Source organism: Changchengzhania lutea (assembly GCF_006974145.1).
Taxonomy (GTDB): domain Bacteria; phylum Bacteroidota; class Bacteroidia; order Flavobacteriales; family Flavobacteriaceae; genus Changchengzhania; species Changchengzhania lutea.
This window is the reverse complement of record NZ_CP039456.1, coordinates 295,896-317,299: the sequence shown is the minus strand read 5'-3', so window position 1 is coordinate 317,299 and position 21,404 is coordinate 295,896. Positions and strand designations below refer to the sequence as shown.

The following is a 21,404-nucleotide window of genomic DNA, read 5'->3' as shown; positions in this document are numbered from 1 at the left end:
ATTTGCACCTTAGTCTTTTATAAGAAATAAAAAATTATATTTTTGTTGAAATGATAAATATATTATACGATGATTATCTATTAGTTAAAATCATGTCTTGATTCTATATTCTAGCAGCGCAGCGGTCTTAATTCTTTTAACAGATAATAATAGGTAAAACAACAGTGCCCAAAAAAAATTATTCTAGGTATAACAATACAAACCGCTGCTAAAAGTTGTGATAATCCTAGGAATTTCCAATAAAAACCAGTACTATAAAGTGCCTCAAAAAAGAAGCCTACAGGATTGTTGACGTCTAGAAGCGTAAATCTATTTCCTGATAATTTGGTTAAACCAGAAGGGATGAAAGCCACAGCGAGAATGAGACGTGTACTCCAAGTGAACAGGTTGAAATTTTTTTTTGATAGATGAAAGCGTGAAATTTTTCAATAAAATTCATAACGCGTTATTTTATATGCAACGATTGAGTCACAATCTTGTTACAAACCATAAACTAAAATAAAATGTATTTCTTATTTTAGCAGAAACAATACTAAACCATGATTACACAAGAGCAATTTGATGCCGAATTAAAATATATAATATCTAACGCCATTAGGGAAGATGTAGGCGATGGAGATCATAGCTCGTTGGCCTGTATCCCAGACAATGCCAAAGGAAAAGCTAAACTTTTGGTTAAAGATAAAGGTATTATTGGCGGTGTAAACTTCGCTAAAAAGGTATTTGCCTATGTGGATAAGAATTTAAAGTTAGATGTACTTATTGAAGATGGCTCAGAGGTCACGTTTGGCGATATTGTTATGTATGTAGAAGGATCTTCCCAATCTATTTTAAAGGCCGAACGAACAGTGCTAAACGCTATGCAGCGCATGAGTGCTATTGCCACCAAAACCAAAAAATTTGTCGATTTATTAAAAGGTACAAAAACAAGGGTGCTAGATACCCGTAAAACGACACCGGGAATTCGGGTTTTAGAAAAATGGGCAGTTGTTATTGGAGGCGGGGAGAATCATAGGTTCGCCTTGTATGATATGATTATGTTAAAAGATAACCATATTGATTTTGCAGGTGGGATTACCAAGGCTATTGAGATGACGAAACAGTATTTAGCAGATACTGGAAAGAATTTAAAAATAATGGTGGAAGCACGTAATTTACATGAAGTTGAAGAGATATTGATGAGTGATGGGGTATACAGAATATTGCTTGATAATTTTGATTACGAAGACACTAGAAAAGCAGTCAAAATGATAGGAGATAAATGTCTTACTGAATCCTCTGGAAATATAAATGAAACCACCATAAGGCATTATGCGGAATGTGGTGTGGATTATATTTCAAGCGGTGCGCTCACACACTCTGTTCATAATATGGATTTAAGTTTGAAGGCAGTTTAAATATGTATGACAATGTTGAAAGGTTTTTAAAAAAAATACCTATTGTAAATAAAATTGTAGCTTTTTTAAAGCGAATAAAACCTAGAGCTTTTCAAGGGCTTTCCGTTTATGATTTATTAGAATTATATACCTTAGGTATAGTACGTGGGGCAGTTTCAATTAGAGCAAGTGCCATTGCCTTTTCATTGTTTATATCTATATTTCCGTTTTTACTATTCATTTTAAAAGTGATTCCCTATATACCTGGAGATAAATTCAAGAGCCAGTTTCAAAGTTTTCTAGAATCATTTTTACCACCAAATACAGCAGAATTCTTTTTTGAAAATATCTTTCAAAATATAAGCTCAACCGTAGATAGTAATACCATATCGTACATTTTTATCTTATCCTTGTTATTGATGACAAGTGCCGTGGCATCTGTGTTTTCTGGTTTTCAAAACTCCTATCATGAACAGTTGTCACGAAACATTTTAGCAAAATACACACATGCCTTTGGGGTAGCCATAATTTTAGCATTCATATTAATATTAACCGTTGCGGTTCTTGGTTATTTTCAAATCTATATTGTTCATAATCTGGAAAGAAGTGGATTAATTGATGAATATTATGGTGCTATTTGGACGAAGATTGGCAAATTTGTGTTTGTGTCAATAATGATTTATATGGCAAGTGCAACCTTGTATTATTTTGGAACAAAGGAAGGCAAGCATTCTCGGTTTTTTTCAACAGGTGCTTTGTTTACAACCATCCTTGTATTGATTACCACCTATTTATTCGGGATATATATTGAATATTTTGCAAGATATAATGAACTCTATGGTTCTATTGGCGCATTACTTATTTTGTTATTATCCTTCTGGTTGAATGCAAATATTTTGTTGCTAGGTTACGAATTGAATGTAGCGATGAACCGTATCAAAAGAAAATCGACTTCAAGTAAAAAGTAATGGGTCAACATTTTATAGACGTCATCATTCCAATTCCACTTCAAAAGTTATTTACCTATTCCGTAACCTTAGCAGAGGCTGATTTTTTAAATGCAGGCATGCGCGTTGCGGTACCTTTTGGAAAGTCAAAAATCTATACAGGCATTGTCTTTTCTATTCATAGTGATGCACCAACAGCTTATGAGGCTAAGGAGATTCATCAAATTTTAGATGAAGCGCCAATAGTGAATGGCAAACAGCTGGAACTGTGGCAATGGATTGCTAGCTATTATATGTGCACATTGGGTGATGTTATGCGAGCGGCATTACCTAATGCTTTTATCTTAGAAAGTGAAACGGTTATAACCAAATCATCAAATGGTTCTTTAGACGAATCTGTTTTAAGAGATGATGAGTTTTTAATTTACGAGGCCTTACAGCATCAGTCTTCACTAAAAATAAACGATCTAGTAAACATTCTCGACAAAAAAAATGTACTCCCAGTAATTAAACATTTAATTGATAAAAATGCGATTTCTGTTGAAGAAGAAGTGTATGAAAAATATAAGCCGAAATTAGTTCGCTATGTGAAATTACATAATCAGTATGCTTCCGAAACAGCATTAGAAAACCTTTTGAATGATTTGAGTAGGGCGCCAAAACAACGTGAGGTAATTATGACCTTGTTTTCCATATCGGCCACCACGAAAAAACCTGTAAAAGTTGCCGATCTATCTCAACAAAGCAAAGCATCTGTTTCTATAATAAAAACGTTAATTGACAAAGGGTTGCTTGAAGAGTATCATATTCAAACGGACCGTGTACAATATTCTGGAGCCGATAATGAATCAACAAAAAAATTAAACACATATCAATTAACTGCATTAGCGGACATTAAAGTGTCTTTTAAAACCCATCAAGTCACTCTATTGCACGGGGTCACCTCATCAGGGAAAACAGAGGTGTATGTTAAATTGATAGAGGATTGCATTGCTAAAGGAGAACAAGTTTTGTATTTACTCCCTGAAATTGCTTTGACGGCTCAACTAATAACACGTTTACAGAATTATTTTGGAGAACAAGTCGCTGTATTTCATTCCAAGTATTCGGCACATGAACGGGTTGAGGTTTGGAATAATGTGTTGCAGAATTCCGCCAAAGCGCGAATCGTTTTAGGGGCGCGTTCCTCCATATTTTTACCGTTTAACAATTTAGGATTAATTATTGTTGATGAGGAGCACGAGCAATCCTTTAAACAGTTTGATCCAGCCCCGCGATACCACGCCAGAGATACCGCTGTGGTACTTGCTAATTTGCATCAGGCCAAAACACTTTTAGGATCGGCCACTCCAAGTTTAGAAAGTTATTTTAACACAAATGAAAAGAAGTATGGTTTGGTTGAGATAACCAAGCGGTTCAATGATGTTTTAATGCCAGATATTGAGCTGGTAGATATTAAGGAGCAGCTCAAAAAGAAACGAATGAAAGGGCATTTTAGCGATCGACTGATTGTAGAAATGACCGAAACTTTGCAGGAAGGGTATCAAATTATCCTGTTTCAAAATAGACGTGGTTTTTCACCTATCATAGAATGTAATACCTGTGGTAATTCACCACAGTGCCCCAATTGCGATGTGAGCTTGACACACCATAAATATAAAAATGAATTGCGCTGTCATTACTGTGGCTATCATATGGTCATGTTGCGCAACTGTTTAGCATGTGGAAGTTCTGAGTTAGACAATAAAGGCTTTGGAACAGAACAGATTGAACAAGAAGTTAAGCTGCTATTTCCAGACGTTAAGGTAGCTCGCATGGACTTAGATACCACGCGTGGTAAATATGGTTACGAAAAGATAATTACGGCCTTAGAGCAGCAAGAGATTGATATTTTGATTGGTACACAGATGGTAACCAAAGGATTGGATTTCAGGCATGTAAAACTGGTGGGTATTATGAATGCCGATAATATGCTTAATTTTCCAGACTTTAGAGCACATGAACGCAGTTTTCAACTCATGCTTCAGGTCTCGGGTAGGGCAGGACGGACAGATGTAAGGGGTAAGGTGTTGATTCAAACCTATAACCCATATCATAATATTTTACAACAGGTATCTACTAATAATTATGAAGGGATGTATAGTGAGCAGATGAACGATCGCTATAATTATAAATATCCACCTATTTACAAGCAGATAAAAATCACGTTGAAGCATAAAGAGTATAACCGCGTGGAATCTGCATCTATTTGGTATGCAAAATCGTTGAGATTAATGTTTTCAGAACATGTTTTAGGGCCTGAGTCACCCCCTATTTCTAGGATTAGAAACCAATTTTATAAAAATATTTTGGTAAAAATTCCAAAGAAGCAATCCTTATCAAAAACAAAAGAAGCTATTATTAGAATTAATAATAGCTTCATGAGTATTAAAGATTTTCGGTCGGTTAAAGTTGTTTTAAATGTCGATAACTATTAGTTTTTAGCTTAGTTATATATTATTTAAAGCATCAACCAACTGGGTCTTTTTATTTCTACTTAAAGGAATCTCATAAGCCCCAACTTCAACATTTTTACTATTAAATCTGTCAATTTTATCAAGATTTACAATGTACGATTTGTGAATTCTTAAAAATTTACCTTCTGGTAATTCGGCTTCAAAAGATTTCATAGTAGATAAGACTACTAAGCTATTCTCTTCTGTAACTAATTTTACATAATCCCCAAGGGCTTCAATCCATTTAATGTCCTTAATATAAACTTTACGTTTTTTAAGATTACTTTTTACAAAGATGTGTTCACCTTCTTCTTCATTAAAGTCTAAAGTCAACTTGTGTTGCTCTAAAGCTTTATCTACAGAAGTGTTGAAACGTTCTCTGGTAATGGGTTTGTGTAAGTAATCGGTGGCATCGTAATTAAATGCCTTAAAAGCATATTCGGTTTTACCGGTTACAAAAATAATTTGGGGTTTGTTGTTTAATACATCTAATAGTTCAAATCCATTTAACACTGGCATTTCAATGTCTAAAAAGATGAGGTCAACTTGATGTGAATTTAGACCATTTTTAGTCTCAAGTGCGCTACTGTACTCTGCAATTAAATTGAGAGAGGGGTGATTCTCTACTAATTTAACAATGGAGAGCCTTTGTATCGCTGAGTCGTCTACTACTACACAATTTAAAGTCATAACATTTATATTATTTCGGTTAAGATATCGACAATAGTACGAAAATTTCCGCTAAAAACCAAAAATCATCGGTAAAGTGTTTGTTTTAACATAATATTAACAATATCCTTTTATGCTAAATAAGAGAGGGAATAATGTTGTAATATACATAAAATTTAATTATTTTTGCACCCAATTTTTAACAATAAAATAGATTTTTATGAATCATTATGAAACTGTTTTCATCTTAAATCCCGTTTTATCTGAAGATCAGATAAAGGAAACAGTACAGAAATACGAAGATTTTCTTGTTTCTAACGGCGCTAAGATGATAGCTAAAGAAGATTGGGGGCTAAAAAAATTAGCTTACCCTATTCAAAACAAGAAAAGTGGTTTTTATCACTTATTTGAATACACTGTAGATGGTGAAGTGATCAACCCTCTAGAAGTAGAATTTAGACGTGATGAGCGTTTTATGCGTTATTTAACTGTGACATTGGACAAACATGCTATTTCTTGGGCAGAGCGAAGAAGAGCTAAACTAAAACAAAAAGCGTAATCATGGCAACATCTATAGAACAACAGTCTAAAGGAAAAAAAGACGGAGAAATTAGATATTTAACTCCGCTTAATATTGAAACTAACAAAGCTAAGAAGTATTGTCGCTTCAAGAAATCTGGAATCAAATATGTAGATTATAAAGATGCAGATTGGTTATTAAGATTTGTAAACGAACAAGGTAAAATTTTACCAAGACGTTTAACAGGAACTTCATTAAAGTATCAAAGAAAAGTGTCTGTTGCAGTTAAAAGAGCACGTCACTTAGCATTGATGCCTTATGTAGCAGATTTATTAAAATAAAAAATACCGATAACAATGGAACTTATATTAAAACAAGACGTTGAAAATTTAGGATTTAAAGACGATGTTGTAACAGTTAAGAACGGTTATGGTAGAAATTTTTTAATTCCTCAAAAGCAAGCTGTTTTAGCTACAATTTCTGCAAAGAAAGTATTAGCAGAAAATTTAAAGCAACGTGCTTATAAAGAAAAGAAAATAGTTGACGAGGCTAATAAAACAGCTGAAGCATTAAAAGCTTTAGAAATTAAAATACCATCTAAAGTAGGTTCAGGTGATAAACTTTTCGGATCTGTTAATAATATCGATTTGGCAGCAGCTCTAGAAAAAGAAGGTCAGACTATTGATAAAAAATACATCACGGTAATTGGTGGTAATGTAAAACGCACAGGTAAATACGAAGCCGTAGTACGTTTACATAGAGAGGTATCTGTAGATTTACCTTTCGAAGTTATCGCACAAGCAAACTAAAGTATTAACAAATAGTTAATAAAAGCTTAAATTTAATTGAAGCCACTCCTCGAGAGTGGCTTTTTTTTGTGCTATTTTTACCTAAACTATATTATGCTTGCATAATAACACGATTTAAAACAACTATAAACTAACTCAAAAATGAAAAAAACTACACTTTCCATGCTTTTTCTGTTTTTCGGATTGCTTGCTTTTTCACAAGTGACTACGTCAAACATTAAAGGGCTTATTTTAGATGATGCGTCTGTTCCTTTACCTGGAGCAAACGTTGTGGCCGTTCATACACCAACGGGAACCAAAGATGGTGCTGCGTCGAACATTGACGGACGTTATAACATGTTAAACCTTCGCGTTGGAGGACCTTACACAATTACCATTAGTTACGTAGGTTACCAAACGCAAACATTCAATGATGTCTATTTAACACTAGGTAAAACATTTAATTTAGATGTCACTTTAATTTCCGATAGTGAGCAACTTGATGCTATCGTTATTCAAGGTTCTGGCGGAACGGGTACTTTTGGTAGTGATAGAACAGGGTCTGAAACTAGTGTTGGTAGAAGAGAGCTTACGCGCTTACCATCCATTTCAAGATCAGCCGCAGACTTTACAAGATTAGAACCTTCGGCAAGTGGCAACTCCTTTGGTGGTAGAAATGATCAATATAATAACTTCTCACTGGATGGTGCCATATTTAATAATCCCTTCGGGTTAGATGCTCCAACAGTTGGAGGACAAACCGATGCACAACCCATTTCGTTAGATGCGATAGACCAAATTTCAGTATCTAATGCGCCTTACGATGTTACGCAGTCTGGATTTACAGGCGCTTCGATAAACGCTGTTACAAAAAGTGGAACGAATGAGTTTCATGGAACTGTATACGGCTTTTTTAGAAATGAAGATTTAACTGGCGGAAAAGTGAACGGTGAAGATGTTGTGAAGCCAAAATTAGAGCAAACACAATATGGTTTGAGTATTGGTGGGCCTATTGTAAAGGATAAGTTATTTTTCTTTGCGAATTTTGAAAAAGATGATCGTACCGATTTAGGTTCTAATGGTTTTGTTCCTAATACCGGAACAGGATCAGTGAATGAAAGTAACGTACTGTTATCAGACTTTAATGCCGTGGATAGAATTTTAAGACAGGTTAATATTGGTGACGGTCAAACTTATAATCCTGGACGAATTCAAGGGTTTACTTATGGTTCTGAATCGACAAAAGGTATTTTTAAATTGGATTGGAATATTAACGATAATAACCGTCTAGCGGTTATTTATAATTTTTTAAACGCTTCAAAAGAGAAACCTGCACATCCAACGGCATTAGGTGTAAGAGGTCCAAATTTCAATACCTTGCAATTTGAAAATGCAGGATATGAAATTAATAATAAATTGAATTCCATTCAATTAGAGCTTAATTCTAAATTATCAGATGCGGTTACTAACAAACTTCAGGTAGGATTTACACATTTTGACGATTTTAGAAATCCACTATCAACACCAGCACCATCTATAACTATTCAAGATGCTGGTCAAAATTATATTATTGCTGGACATGAGCCTTTTTCTATTAATAACAGACTAGATCAGAAGGTGTTTCAGTTCACGAATAATTTGAACTTCCTACATGGTGACCATAATTTTACGGTTGGTTTTTCTTTTGAAAAATTCGAATTCGATAACTCTTTTAACTTAGGGGTTTATGGCGCACAAGGGGTGTTTTTCCCGACAGGAGACATTTCTTCTTTTAGAGATTTGGACGCTACAGGAGAAGCAGACCTAGTCGCCTTCTATCAAGGCTTATTTAATGATGCCATTTCAGCAAATGCTAGTCTAGGCAGCGCTGGAACTGGAAATCCAGGAGGGTTTGGCTTAGCCGAAACTAACGTTGGGCAACTCGCATTCTACTTACAGGATGAATGGAATGTGACTGAAGACTTTAAATTAACGTACGGCGTTCGATTTGATAAACCGCTTTATTTTGATACGAAGGATAAAATTAGAGAAAATATTCAACGTAAAGGAGGTGTGTTTAACACGAGTGATTTTTCTGGTGGAACATACACCCCAAGCATTACCTATTACGATCCAGCAACTGGAGAACCAACCATGCTAGATTCAGAAAATTTACCATCAAATGATATTCTAGTATCTCCAAGAATTGGATTTAACTGGGATGTAAATGGCGAATCGAAAACACAAATTAGAGGAGGTACAGGTGTTTTTACAGGACGTTTTCCTTTTGTTTGGTTAGGAAATCAAGTACAAGGTGTAGATTTCTTCTTTTATCAAGTTGTTGATCCAGATTTTAAATGGCCTCAAGTATGGCGCACAAATATTGGAGCAGACCACAAATTTGATAGCGGACTTATATTAACGGGAGACCTGTCTTACACTAAAGATATTAATGGGGCACACGTGCAAAACTGGGGTTTAAACGCACCCTCTGGAACACTTAATGCACCAGGCGATAACAGGCCGGTATATACCGCAGGAGACCGATCGTTAAACCAGTTTGGCGAACCTACAAATGCTTATGTATTTACAAATTCTGATAAAGGTAGAATCTGGAATGCAACCCTAAAAGCTCAAAAAACGTTTAATAACGGGTTTTATACAAGTTTAGCATATAATTATTTAAATGCGAAAGATGTCAACTCCATCGAAGCTGAAATTACAGGAGATGCATTTGATTTCAATCCCGTTTCTGGTAATGCTAATAATGATGTACTTTCATATTCTAAATATGGTGATACACACAGATTTATTGGGATAGGAAGTAAAAAATGGACTTATGGCAGTGATAAGTGGGCAACTACGATTTCTACGTTTTTTGAATATGCTCAAGGCGGTCGTTTTAACTATACCTATGCAGGTAATATAAATGGCGATAGCTCATTCCAAAATAACGATCTTATTTATATTCCTACGCCTTCAGAAGTTACACAAATGCAGTTTTCAGGAGGTGCGGCTATGGCAAACGATTTTGAAAGCTACATTCAACAAGACGATTATTTGAGTGAGAATAGAGGACAATATATGGATCGTTACGGTGCTTTGGCACCATGGAGAAGTCGTTGGGACGTTAAAATTCTACAAGATTTCAACTTTAAAGTGAGTGGCGATAAAACAAACACTTTGCAATTAAGCTTAGATATTTTAAACATAGGAAACCTAATCAATTCTGATTGGGGCGTGGTAGAGCAGCCGAATAACTTATCTCCAATTGGTGTCGATACTTCGGGTAGCGAACCAGTTTATACCTTTAACGGTGGACCAGATGCCAAAACTTTTGGTTTTGATTCTAGTTTAGCATCAAGATGGCAAATGCAGTTTGGATTACGTTATATTTTCTAAGATGAGTTCTAAGATAAAACAAGATATATTCTTAAATTTGCGCTCCTAATAAAGGGGCGCATTTTTTATTTAATATTATGAAGTACAGTAGACTTACCAAAGAGCAATTTGAAGAATTACACCAAGAGTTTATAAATTTTTTAGCTACGCAATCTGTAACGGCTGAGGAATGGACAAACTTAAAAGAGAACAAGCCCGACTTAGCAGAAATGGAGCTGGATGTTTTTAGTGATTTAATTTGGGAAGGTGTCTTAAATAAAGCTGAATATTTGGAACATATCTCACCGCAACACATGTATTTGTTTTTTCTTGGAGAAAACAACATGCAAGCCATCATATTGAATTTAAAAAATGATGTAGATATTACTACTGATGAAGGCTATGCTTGGTTACGTGAAAACCTAATGGATGACCAAGTGGAGTTTTTACAAGCAGATAAAGCGTATAGTGATGACAAAAATCTAGATAAATTTAAAATGATCGAACAAGGCGCTGTCATTACCAAAGGCGATTTGTTCAGGTATTTTGAAAAGTTGATTAACTAAGGTTATTGCGAGGACGTAGGACGCGGCAATCTGTTGGTTGGTTTGGTAAGTCATGGTAATCTGTTCGTTTATTTACTGTTTTTAATCATTATTGTCCGATTAAAGAATCAAGACCGCTTTGCTGTTAGAACCAAGAACAAAGACTTGATTGTAACTAATTGATAAACAGTAATCTTTAAATTCGTAACTTTCTAAAAAATAAAATTTTTCAGTAATAGCAAAAAGCAAGCCCATCTTTTTTATAAGCCTTGAAAACCCTGTGTTCGCAAAGGTTTTTTTTAAACGAACTATTTTTAATCGGACAACAATGGTTTTTAATTCAGTTTCAATTCAAAAGATTGCTTCGTACCTTGCCATGACGAATCTGAATTTTACTTAACTATATAATTTTAACTTTTAGACTCTATTTTAAACGTCATTGCGAGGACGTAGGACGTGGCAATCTGTTAATAATCCACCTAAACTTAAATTTAAAAACTATATTTAAACTATAAAGTTGCAATTTAAAGATGGTCACACTTTTTTCTAATGAAAACCCTCACTATGACGATTGCATTAATTATTTTTGTTATTCCGCATTGTACAATCACGTTTTAAATGGCATGATATGGAATCTGTAAAAAAGAATTAATAATCCTTAAAAAGATACCTGCTTCCGCAGGTAGTTGATATGGCTCAAAAACCAAGTATTCCAAAAGGCACCAGAGATTTTAATCCAGAAGAAGTTGCGAAGCGTAATTATATATTTTCAGTTATAAAAGCATCTTTTCAATCATTCGGATTTCAACCGATCGAAACTCCAAGTTTTGAGAACTCTGACACCCTAATGGGAAAATATGGTGATGAAGGGGATCGCTTGATTTTTAAGATTTTGAATTCTGGGGATTATTTATCCAAAGCAGATCATGCTGCTTATGATAATAAAGATTCTAATAAATTAACTTCAAGTATCTCGGAAAAAGCCCTCCGTTACGACTTAACCGTCCCTTTCGCACGTTATGTCGTACAACACCAAAACGAAATAGAATTCCCGTTTAAACGTTACCAAATACAACCTGTTTGGCGAGCAGATAGGCCACAGAAAGGGCGTTTTAGAGAGTTTTACCAATGTGATGCCGATGTGGTGGGGAGTGCTTCATTATGGCAGGAAGTCGAGTTTATTCAACTTTATGATGCCGTTTTTTCGACATTGAAATTAGAAGGCGTTACCATCAAAATCAATAACCGAAAAATCCTTTCTGGAATTGCAGAAGTTATTGGTGCCAGTGATAAGTTGATTGACTTCACCGTAGCCCTTGATAAGCTGGATAAAATAGGTGAGGCTAAAGTTAAAGAAGAGATGCTAAGTAAAGGGATCTCACAATCGGGTATTGATAAACTACAACCATTATTTACGCTATCTGGCTCATTTGAATCTCAAATTGACAGTTTGAAGAGTATTTTAAATATATCCAAAGATGGATTAAAAGGCATAGAAGAATTACAATTCATCGATGCCGCAGTTAAAGAACTTGGTTTGCAAACGGCCTCATTGCAATTGGATGTGACTCTTGCCAGAGGTTTAAACTATTATACAGGCGCTATTTTTGAAGTGTCCGCACCAGAAACCGTACCCATGGGATCTATTGGTGGTGGTGGGCGATACGATGATTTAACGGGTGTTTTTGGCATGAAGGATATGAGTGGCGTGGGGATTAGCTTTGGTTTGGACCGGATTTATATCGTGTTGGAGGCTTTGGGATTATTCCCAAAAACCGTGACTAAAACCGTGGATGTATTGTTTATTAATTTTGGTGATAAGGAAGCTTTATTCTGTCTAAAAGCTATTAAGCAATTACGTGCCCAAGGTGTCCATGCCGAGTTGTATCCGGATTCGGCTAAAATGAAAAAACAAATGAACCATGCCAATAGGCGGAAGATACCTTATGTGGTTTTAGTTGGGGAAGAGGAACTATTTTCAAATACCTACAGTTTAAAAGAAATGCTTACTGGCGACCAGTTTAAAGTGAACTTTGAGACCTTGGTAAAGCATATAAAAAAAGTATCCTAAATTTCTTCGTCTCTTCTTTAAAAATCATCATAATAATTTAATAACCGGTTGTTTAAATTATTTAAAATTATAAAAAAGTCCCGAATTATATTCGGGACCTCCTCAAAGCATAGCTAATAAACATGTAGATTTGGGATTCTACAAACTAACTAAAACTAACTAATTTATTAATACCTTTTTAGACACTTCTCCAGTATTGGTTTTTATACTAATAATATAGGCGCCAGTTTTAATCTGGTCTAGTTGATATTCTATATAATCTATAGACGTGTCTTTATCAGACCTGTAAAGAGACTGTCCTAAAATATTCAGTAATTCTACAGATTCAATAGTTTTAAACTCTTTATTGTGGATAATGATACTATTCTTTTCATTTGAAAAATAGACTTCTAAGCCCAGATAATTCTGGGTTTCGGTGTCCAATGAAAGTCCTTTGCTAAACGTGATTTCAAATCGATCCGTGAATTCACCAGCATTTAAATACACATCGTAATTATATGCTCTCAAATCCTGATAAATGTTAAGCGCTTTATCATGAAGATATATCTTAAAATTATCTTCGATGTTTTCTAAGGCTTCAATCTTAATTGTCGCCATACCTTCTTTATTGATTTTAACACCTAAAGGCAATACTTTTTCTGGATTAAAATTATCTATGGCTTGAATGATAAAATTAGTGTTTTCAAATTGCCAATACATATCTTCTTTATTAGATTCCGCTATAGGCGCATCATAGCCTAAATCAAAACCTTCTGTTGCCTTCACATCTGCACCAACTAATAATTCTCTATGATAACCATCAGGTGAGTCAAACATTAAACGTATTCTTGGTCTTGCATCTACATCGGTATTATTATTTTTTGATTTGGTTTTAGATCCATTTTTCACAAACACAGAACCCGTATTTGAACCAGACACATTTTCTTTCTTGAATACCCGTTGACTATTTTTGAATAGGATATCGCCACCAACTACTGGCAGGGTAATACCGTCATCAACCAAGCTTGGATCAATAATGGACGACACAAAGAAGCCTTGGCCTACGGGTATATAGCGCTCAGGAATTTTGGTGCCTTCTACTCCGGTTGCATTTATTCTTGAGTCGTTAGAAATGGCTTTTGTGCCACCTATTAAGGTATAGGTCGCATAACCACCTTGGTATTCAGCCAATACATGGGTATTATCGGAAAAATGATCCCAAAAATAAAGGGCACCGTTAATAACATTACCCGTAGTATTGGGATTGGTACCACCGTCGTTAACACTTATATTATCTAGAATAAATTTATCGGCATCTAAAGCTGAAGCATAAGGATTACCAACTAAATACTCGTTTCCAGGGGCAAGAGGTAATGTGATATCACCATTATTAGGCTTACCTGTTAAAACATAATTTTGATTTGGATTAACCGTGCCAGGACCTTTCATGGTAAACCCTTCGCCCGGTAGTAAAGTACCGGTACTTCTCACATGTTCCCATTGTGAATAGGTATCTCCAATTTTATTGGCATATTTCCATATCCAGTAATCTGCCACAGCAGGAGCAGAGGTTCCGTTATATCCTGAGGTTAAAAAGCTAACGCCGCTAACCACATCTGGAAGTGTATAATCGTTATTATTTGTTAAAGCATTTGTTTGCCCAACAGGCGAGGACCAATAGTTGTAAATATAAGTGTTCGGCGTACCTTGTTGATCGCGTTGCACAGTACCTGAACTTGTAGGGTCAAAATCACTTAGATCTGTTTGAATTAATTGTGACTCTCCTTCTAAATCAATGGTGCCATCAAGCTTTAAATAATGTGTTACTGTTAAACCAATACCATCATTTAATGCTGTGTCTCCATTAACTTGTAAATCGCCACTGTTTATTATTAAACCTTGTAGCGAACAACCTCTTGCTCTCACACCAGTTGGTGATGCGCCTAAATAAACATCGTTATTAATTTCAACTATATTCCAATCGATAGGTGTGGTGCCATCGATAATGGAAAAATCGTTTGGTAGCGTTTGTACCGTATTATTTAACCAAGTAGCATCTTCATCCCAAGAACCAGCTCCTTGAGATTCATAAGGTAATGGAGCTGTTTGGTAATCAACAGTATCCAGATTCCTTAAAGCACCTTGATTACCATTACCAGACATATCGTTCGTATTGGTATAGGTGAATACAGAAAGTGGGTAGTAGCCTGCTAAATCAGTCCAAGGAATGGCACTTATTTCATTATTGGTAATTGTTGTAGGAAGTATATAGCCTTGTATTAGTGGTAAAGGTGATAATCCGGTAGTAATACTTTTATCTACAATTTCTTGATTCATAATGTAACGTAATTGATCACCAGTAAGTGCTATGTCCCATACGCGTACTTCATCAATATTACCTGCAAAATAATCGGTTGTATTAGGGTCAAAACCATCTGCAGCTGCTATTAAGAATTTTTGAGATGTAGCTACTGGAGCTGGTAATGTAGCAGATGTATCTGCTACACCATCAATATATAATGTGGCGTTTCCACTACTATAAATAATAGACACTTGATGCCATTCATTTTCTGGGATGGCTACTGATGATGTTATTGTCGCTGCCCCACCGTTTATAACAAACTGTATTCTTCCAGTACTGTTAATTCTAAAATCATAGCCTTCGGTATTGGTGAAATTTCTTTTTGAAAGTACTGAAGCATTAGTTGTGCCTGTATCTCTTTTTATCCATGCAGATATTGTAAATTCTGTAGTGTTTAAATCTAAATTATCTTCTACATCAATATAATCTACCATGCCATCAAAATAAACAGAACGTTCTGCAATAATTTGTGGGGCGTATCCAAAGGTTATATATTTGGTCGCATTAAAATTATAATCTGCTTCTAAATTTCCACTGCCATCAGGAGTCATAACTCTATAATCTGCGGTAGGATCAAAAACACCGGTGTCCGAAATAAACATTAAATAGCTACCTGGAGGTGTAATATTACGAATGGCATTTTGTGGGATTCTTACTTTGGCAGAAGGTACATCTCCACCAGTTTCAACTACTTTCCATATACGCTGCATTGCTACAAATGATACAGATGTTGACAAAGGTGCTGGTAAAGTAATACCTGCACTCATATTAACCGCTACTGAGGTCGCAGCTAAATTTATATCAGCACCATTATTTCCCCAAGTTAAAAACGCTCTATCACTAAATGTAGTAGGGTTTGTACTGATGTTATCATTATTGGTATCATAAATATTGGTTAAACCAATAGTTAGAAAACCACTTGTTAAAGTTGGACCACCAAAAACAGGATCTGTTCCATCTGATTCTATATTTTGACTTTTTGATTGTTTTTGATTTAAAACAGAGGCGTCATCACGACCAATACCTGCTATATCATAATTATAGGTAGAAAAATCAGCGCTTGTATCCCAAATAACAGTGCCTTGGGAATCAATATAATCAACATCGTTTAATCTATGATCTGTTAAAGCTGATGCAGGATCTTGCAATGTTGTTCCATATTTTATACCTAAATAAGAATGAATTTTTTGTTGATTAATAGTTGAATTAGGTGATGAATAAGAAATAACCTCTGTAATCATACCATTCATTTGCGAGGTAGTACGACCTGCAATACCACTTCGTCCTGCACCAATTAAATATTGAAGATTACTAAATTCATTAAAATTTAAATCTGTACCACCATTGAAACTAGTTGATGCCGTCGTATTGTCAATACGTTTTCCATTCTTGTATATTTCAGTGGAGTTTCCAACAGAGTTGGTTTTTACATTTATAATTAATGGATGATTTTGATAGGAATCTGTAGTGGTTGTGTATGCTTTACCCCAAGATTCAGCATTAGGAGCATTACCATTAGGAAAAGAACTAATGTTATGAGATATAATTTCGTTTGAATATCTAGAAGATGTACTACCTAAACCTAGACCTGTTGGATCTTCGTGGAATGAATCATCAGAATACCGACCACCAATACCAAATTGTCTTCCAGGACTCATACTTCCTGTTTGTGTATCAACCACATCATCACTATGCATAACTACAAAATATTCTTTAGCATAATATCCCCCTTTACCGTTCATGTATTCCGTATTATTATGGTCAAAATCCACAACGGGATTAAAGTTTATGTTTCTAGTAGCATTATCTCTATAGGTTGGAGCTAGAGAAGAAGCCGCATAGGCATCTTCTTTATCTAGCGTTGTATCATAAGCCTGATCTTCCCAATTAGTTAAAGCAGCACCATCTGCAACCGCAATTCCAGTATTCGCTTTTAGCCAAAGTCTAAGATTACTTGTAATATTTGCAGGTGCCGTTGTAGCATCATTTAATACCGTAGTTGGATCTGCTTCCAGTAGAAAATTATCGAAAGCAACGCCTTCTTGTTCAGTAGAACTATTTGAACTGAATTCAATTCTAAATTTTACATTACTTTGATTTGAGAACGTAGCATCAGATAAATTTAATGAAGATCTTCTAAATTGACTATGTGGTGTAAAGGATGGAGAAGACGAGTGTCCATCATCATTCCATCCATCAGAACCTAATGCACTTACAGTATCTTCGTACCAATTGGTGCCGGATCCGCTTGCCCCCAGAAGCGTGTAAGCCCCTCCGGCAACAGAATATAAAATACGCATCCCATCTGTGTCATTTTCAGTATTATATTTTATATCTAAGCTAAGTTTTAAATTTTGTAAGCCTGTAAGATCTAATTGAGGGCTTTCTATAACAATATTGGTGTTACTATTATAAGAATTATAATTAGTATTTCTCCAAAAACTTCCTTCACCCATTTCATCAGTTGTTGTAAAACTATTAGTCCATGCCCATGATCCATTAGTTGAAGTTATTAAAGACCAGCCACCATTACTAGAATCAAAATTTTCATAGTAAGCAGTATATGATGGAGGTAGATCTTGAATTGAAAACATATTTGTAGAGAGTAATACACCTAAAATAAGTATACTAGACCTTAATAAAAAAGTAATTTTTTTCATAAGAGGTTAAGTTTAGTTTGGGACTAATTCTTTAATCATCAAATGTAAATCATAACTCCATGAAATGCAAATAAAATCGATGAAATGCACAATAATTATTGTATACGCTTACCTTTTAGTTTTTTTTTTATTATGACTAATTAGATGATTTAATATGAGTTACAGATAGTTTTTTGAATTTGTTTAAACAACTAAGAGTTGAGTTATTAAATAACTCAACTCTTAGTTGTTGGTTGGATTGATTAAATCAGTAAAGCTTTAGAATTTTATCAATCTTTTCATGAGATTATATCCAGTTTTTCTACTCGTAATTTTAAGCAGATATGTAGCTTGTTCTAGTTTATTTAAATCAGATACGTTTATAGCGCTACCAATGCTCGAGTATTGTTTTTCAAAAACTAACCGTCCATTTAAATCAAATATTTTTATATCAAACGTACTATTATTAAAACTTAGTGGAAGTTTAATATGAATGATATCGTTAAAAGGGTTCGGTGTAATCGTAACATTTGTAAGGCTGAAATCATCAATCGCTAAGTTATTATCCTCCACTGTAACAATGGCATCGCAAGTGTTTATGCTTCCATTAACGTCTGTAGCAGTAAGTGTTACTGTTACATCTCCAATGTCACTTGTTGTGAAAGTTGTTTGGCTAGCATTTAAACTAACAGAACCGCAATTATCATTAGAACCAGTATCAATATCACTAGCTATAATACTTGCATTATTTGTAGCATCAAGTAGTATTGTAATATTTTGGCATATAGCAACAGGCGAGATCGTATCATCAATCATAACGTTTTGGGTTTGCGTTGATGTGTTTCCGTTACCGTCATCATAAGTCCAAGTTACTTCTGTTGTTCCTTGAGCTGAGATTGGAAGTGTTGCATCTTTTGTTACGGTTACCGATCCACCACAGTTGACTGTAGCTGTTGGAGTCGTTAAGGCTGTTACTTGACATTGCGCTGTGATATCCGCTAAAGTAGCCACATCTGCCACAGGAGGCGTGTTATCAATAACTGTTACTACAGCAACGCAAGTATCAGTATTTCCAGCATCACTTGGATCTGTAGCCGTTAAAGTTACATTGTTTGTTCCAAGGTTTGCACAGGTAAAACTAGAAATATCAATTGATAAATTTCCAACACTACTTCCATCATTGACATCAGAAGCTGTAATTGTTACTTGCGCATCCGTGATGCCGTATCTTTTTTTGTCATAACAATATATTTGTTTGCAACAAAGGTATGTCAGAGGCTAAAGTTAAGAAAGATGTAGTTGCTCGGATGCTTACTAGATAAGGTTATTAACTTTTAGTTTTAATATATTAATACATAAAAAATATTCTGAATGTATAAATACAATGAATTGCTTCAATAAATAATCGTCAAGCTCATAACTCACTGGTTTGATTCCAATTCCCGATATTAGTAAAGAAAGGGCTTCCAAAGAATTGGAAGCTTTTTTTATTTCAATATTAAAAGAATAAAGTTTTAGTTCAATTAATATTATTTAAACCCATTTGATATAATTATAGTTACATTTAATTAGTAATTTTTTGTTTCAAATTAAACTTCAAGAAACACTGATCTTATTTGCGCTCATTATACTTTACATTTTCTTTTGTCAGAATATCTATAGGAAGGTAATTTTTTTGGTTTGGGATTTTATTTTGTAGTAAATAATCGGCCAATAATCTTATGGCTTCGTACCCTTGATCAAACGGTTTTTGAGATATTAAAAACGAAACTGAATCGTTTAGCAAACACGCAATGTTTTGTGGTGTATTATCAAAACCAATCAGTTCTAGATTTTTTATGTACTTGTTTTCTAAGCAATCAACAACAATATAAATTCTACTTGAAGGAACAAAAACACCTTTAATTTCTGGATTTTCCTTTAAATATAAACTTATTTTTGCTTTTGTTTCAGACGAGTTATTTAAGTTTTCAATTTTTAAAGTTTGGGTTTTTGAGTTAATATTATTTTTATTAAAATAATCATTGAAACCTTTAATTCTTTTTGAAACCGCATTATTTTTTGTGATATTATATCGAGCTTGTATAATTAAAAAGGAGGATGGTTTAGGTAAACTTAAGTGCATAAGTTTGCCGGCAATATAACCAGCCATATACGAGTCTTGTCCTACAAAAGCAGTATTGTTGAAGCCTTTTATGTCAATGTTCAAAAATAAATAGGGAATATTAAGAGCCTCCAGTTCACTAACAATTTTTTTAGTTTCTTTTGAGAAATTGGGCACCATTATAACTGCTGCAGGTTTTGTCTTTAATAAAGTTTTAAACGTATTTAAATAAGAATCTGGGTTATATTGATTAAAAGAGAAACTATTTACTTGAATACCAAAGGTTTTTAGATCATCCGCACCTTTTAAAATTCCTAAATAAGGAGATTTCCAAAATAAATCTGATTCATTGTATTCTGGAATTAAAGCTGCTATGCAGTATTTGTTTTTCATTGCAAGAGCACTTGCAACTGGGTTTACGCTAAAGTTATGATACTCAAGAATTGCTTTAATTTTTGCTTCTGTTTTTTTTGAGACACCACCTCGATTATGTAAAACTCTATCTACAGTGCCTTCAGATACTTTGGCCTCTTTAGCAATATCTTTTATTGTAATCATATAGATTTGATGTAACTAATAATTTCAAGCAATTTAATAATTATTTTTGGGTTTTTTGTGTGCGTACACTATATTTTTTGTTATATTTGTGTGTGCGTACACGAAAACGCTATTATTTTTAAATTATTATAATTAAGTAAGAAACTAAAAAATGAGTAAAGTAGTAGTTTTAACAGGTGCAGGCGGGGTTTTGTGTAGCACATTAGCAATGGCTTTAGCTAAAGAGGGTTACAAAATTGCGGTATTAGATTTAAGAAAAGAAGCTGCTGATAAAGTTGCCGATGAAATAAACGCAACAGGAGGAACAGCCATTGGTGTTGCTGCTAATGTTTTAGAAAAAGAATCTTTAGATTCAGCAAAAGGGATTGTAAATAGCCAACTAGGTAAATGCGACATCTTAGTAAATGGAGCAGGAGGAAATCACCCTCTTGGAACAACTAGCAACCCATATTTAGAAGCTTCAGATTTAGTAAATAAAACAGAAGGGTTTAAAACATTTTTTGATTTAGATGTCAATGGAATTCAATTTACATTCAACTTAAATTTTATTGGAACGTTGTTGCCAACACAAGTTTTTGCAATGGATATGGTAGGTAGAGAAGGTTGTAGTATTTTAAATATTTCATCCATGAATGCCTTTACACCCTTAACAAAAATACCGGCATATAGTGGCGCTAAAGCTGCTGTGTCAAACTTTACACAATGGTTGGCTGTACACTTTTCTAAAGTAGGTATTCGTGTTAATGCATTAGCGCCTGGGTTTTTCTTAACTGACCAGAATAGAAGTTTGTTAACTAAATCTGATGGAAGTTTAACACCACGAGGAAATCAAATTATAGAACAAACTCCTATGGGTAAATTTGGAGAACCTGAAGATTTAGTAGGAACAACATTGTGGTTGTGTGGAGAAGGCGCATCATTTGTTACAGGAGTAGTTATTCCTATCGATGGTGGATTTAGCGCATATAGCGGCGTTTAATATTATAACTTA

At 34.5% G+C, this 21,404-nt stretch carries 16 protein-coding genes; 11 read left to right on the top strand and 5 right to left on the bottom strand.

Annotated features, from left to right (window positions below; translation table 11 throughout):
- Window positions 1–110: 110 nt before the first annotated feature.
- Complete coding sequence (locus FAF07_RS01480) at window positions 111–353, bottom strand: hypothetical protein (RefSeq protein WP_246067749.1); 243 nt, start codon at window positions 351–353, stop codon at window positions 111–113.
- Window positions 354–539: 186 nt separating this feature from the next.
- Between FAF07_RS01480 and nadC the strand changes: the two genes are divergently transcribed.
- Genes nadC through priA form a run of 3 tightly spaced genes read left to right on the top strand, consistent with a single transcriptional unit; the run spans window position 540 to window position 4,800 of the window.
- Window positions 540–1,397, top strand: coding sequence for a carboxylating nicotinate-nucleotide diphosphorylase (gene nadC, locus FAF07_RS01475; protein WP_142783431.1), 858 nt, complete (start codon window positions 540–542; stop codon window positions 1,395–1,397).
- 2 nt (window positions 1,398–1,399) lie between these two features.
- On the top strand, window positions 1,400–2,344 hold the full coding sequence (locus tag FAF07_RS01470; RefSeq protein ID WP_142783430.1) for a YihY/virulence factor BrkB family protein: 945 nt from the start codon (window positions 1,400–1,402) through the stop codon (window positions 2,342–2,344).
- The gene (gene priA, locus FAF07_RS01465; protein WP_142783429.1) at window positions 2,344–4,800 is read left to right on the top strand and encodes a replication restart helicase PriA; all 2,457 of its coding nucleotides are present in this window, start codon (window positions 2,344–2,346) and stop codon (window positions 4,798–4,800) included. The genes FAF07_RS01470 and priA overlap by 1 nt, the downstream gene beginning before the upstream one ends.
- A gap of 12 nt (window positions 4,801–4,812) precedes the next feature.
- Here the strand turns inward: priA and FAF07_RS01460 are convergent, their stop codons facing one another.
- Window positions 4,813–5,508, bottom strand: coding sequence for a LytR/AlgR family response regulator transcription factor (locus tag FAF07_RS01460; RefSeq protein ID WP_142783428.1), 696 nt, complete (start codon window positions 5,506–5,508; stop codon window positions 4,813–4,815).
- A 199-nt stretch (window positions 5,509–5,707) separates the two neighbouring features.
- Between FAF07_RS01460 and rpsF the strand changes: the two genes are divergently transcribed.
- The 6 genes from rpsF to hisS all read left to right on the top strand — a co-directional run bounded on the left by rpsF (window position 5,708) and on the right by hisS (window position 12,771).
- A complete protein-coding gene (gene rpsF, locus FAF07_RS01455; protein ID WP_142783427.1) occupies window positions 5,708–6,046 on the top strand; it encodes a 30S ribosomal protein S6 in 339 nt (112 codons plus the stop codon).
- 2 nt (window positions 6,047–6,048) lie between these two features.
- Window positions 6,049–6,348 carry a 30S ribosomal protein S18 gene (gene rpsR / locus FAF07_RS01450; RefSeq protein ID WP_142783426.1) on the top strand — a complete coding sequence of 100 codons (300 nt, stop codon included), beginning with the start codon at window positions 6,049–6,051 and terminating at the stop codon, window positions 6,346–6,348.
- A gap of 15 nt (window positions 6,349–6,363) precedes the next feature.
- Window positions 6,364–6,816, top strand: coding sequence for a 50S ribosomal protein L9 (gene rplI, locus FAF07_RS01445; RefSeq protein WP_142783425.1), 453 nt, complete (start codon window positions 6,364–6,366; stop codon window positions 6,814–6,816).
- A 141-nt stretch (window positions 6,817–6,957) separates the two neighbouring features.
- Window positions 6,958–10,176: a TonB-dependent receptor gene (locus FAF07_RS01440; RefSeq protein WP_142783424.1), complete on the top strand. Its 3,219-nt coding sequence runs from the start codon at window positions 6,958–6,960 to the stop codon at window positions 10,174–10,176.
- A gap of 77 nt (window positions 10,177–10,253) precedes the next feature.
- Window positions 10,254–10,721: a DUF6495 family protein gene (locus FAF07_RS01435; RefSeq protein ID WP_142783423.1), complete on the top strand. Its 468-nt coding sequence runs from the start codon at window positions 10,254–10,256 to the stop codon at window positions 10,719–10,721.
- Window positions 10,722–11,391: 670 nt separating this feature from the next.
- Entirely contained in the window at window positions 11,392–12,771 is a 1,380-nt protein-coding gene (gene hisS, locus FAF07_RS01430; RefSeq protein WP_142783422.1) for a histidine--tRNA ligase, read from the top strand.
- A 159-nt stretch (window positions 12,772–12,930) separates the two neighbouring features.
- Here the strand turns inward: hisS and FAF07_RS01425 are convergent, their stop codons facing one another.
- Complete coding sequence (locus FAF07_RS01425; RefSeq protein WP_142783421.1) at window positions 12,931–17,772, bottom strand: LamG-like jellyroll fold domain-containing protein; 4,842 nt, start codon at window positions 17,770–17,772, stop codon at window positions 12,931–12,933.
- Between the two features lie 258 nt (window positions 17,773–18,030).
- On the bottom strand, window positions 18,031–18,771 hold the full coding sequence (locus FAF07_RS01420) for a T9SS type A sorting domain-containing protein (RefSeq protein WP_142783420.1): 741 nt from the start codon (window positions 18,769–18,771) through the stop codon (window positions 18,031–18,033).
- Between FAF07_RS01420 and FAF07_RS01415 the strand changes: the two genes are divergently transcribed.
- Window positions 18,740–18,994 (top strand): hypothetical protein, encoded by a 255-nt coding sequence (locus FAF07_RS01415; protein WP_142783419.1) that lies wholly within the window; start codon window positions 18,740–18,742, stop codon window positions 18,992–18,994. The two genes, FAF07_RS01420 and FAF07_RS01415, sit on opposite strands and share 32 nt — an antisense overlap.
- A 369-nt stretch (window positions 18,995–19,363) precedes the next feature.
- On the opposite strand, the gene FAF07_RS01410 is transcribed toward FAF07_RS01415, so the two are convergent.
- The gene (locus tag FAF07_RS01410; protein WP_142783418.1) at window positions 19,364–20,413 is read right to left on the bottom strand and encodes a LacI family DNA-binding transcriptional regulator; all 1,050 of its coding nucleotides are present in this window, start codon (window positions 20,411–20,413) and stop codon (window positions 19,364–19,366) included.
- Between the two features lie 151 nt (window positions 20,414–20,564).
- Here FAF07_RS01410 and FAF07_RS01405 point away from each other — a divergent pair, with 151 nt between their 5' ends.
- Window positions 20,565–21,392 (top strand): SDR family oxidoreductase, encoded by an 828-nt coding sequence (locus FAF07_RS01405; protein WP_142783417.1) that lies wholly within the window; start codon window positions 20,565–20,567, stop codon window positions 21,390–21,392.
- The last annotated feature ends 12 nt before the right edge of the window (window positions 21,393–21,404 follow it).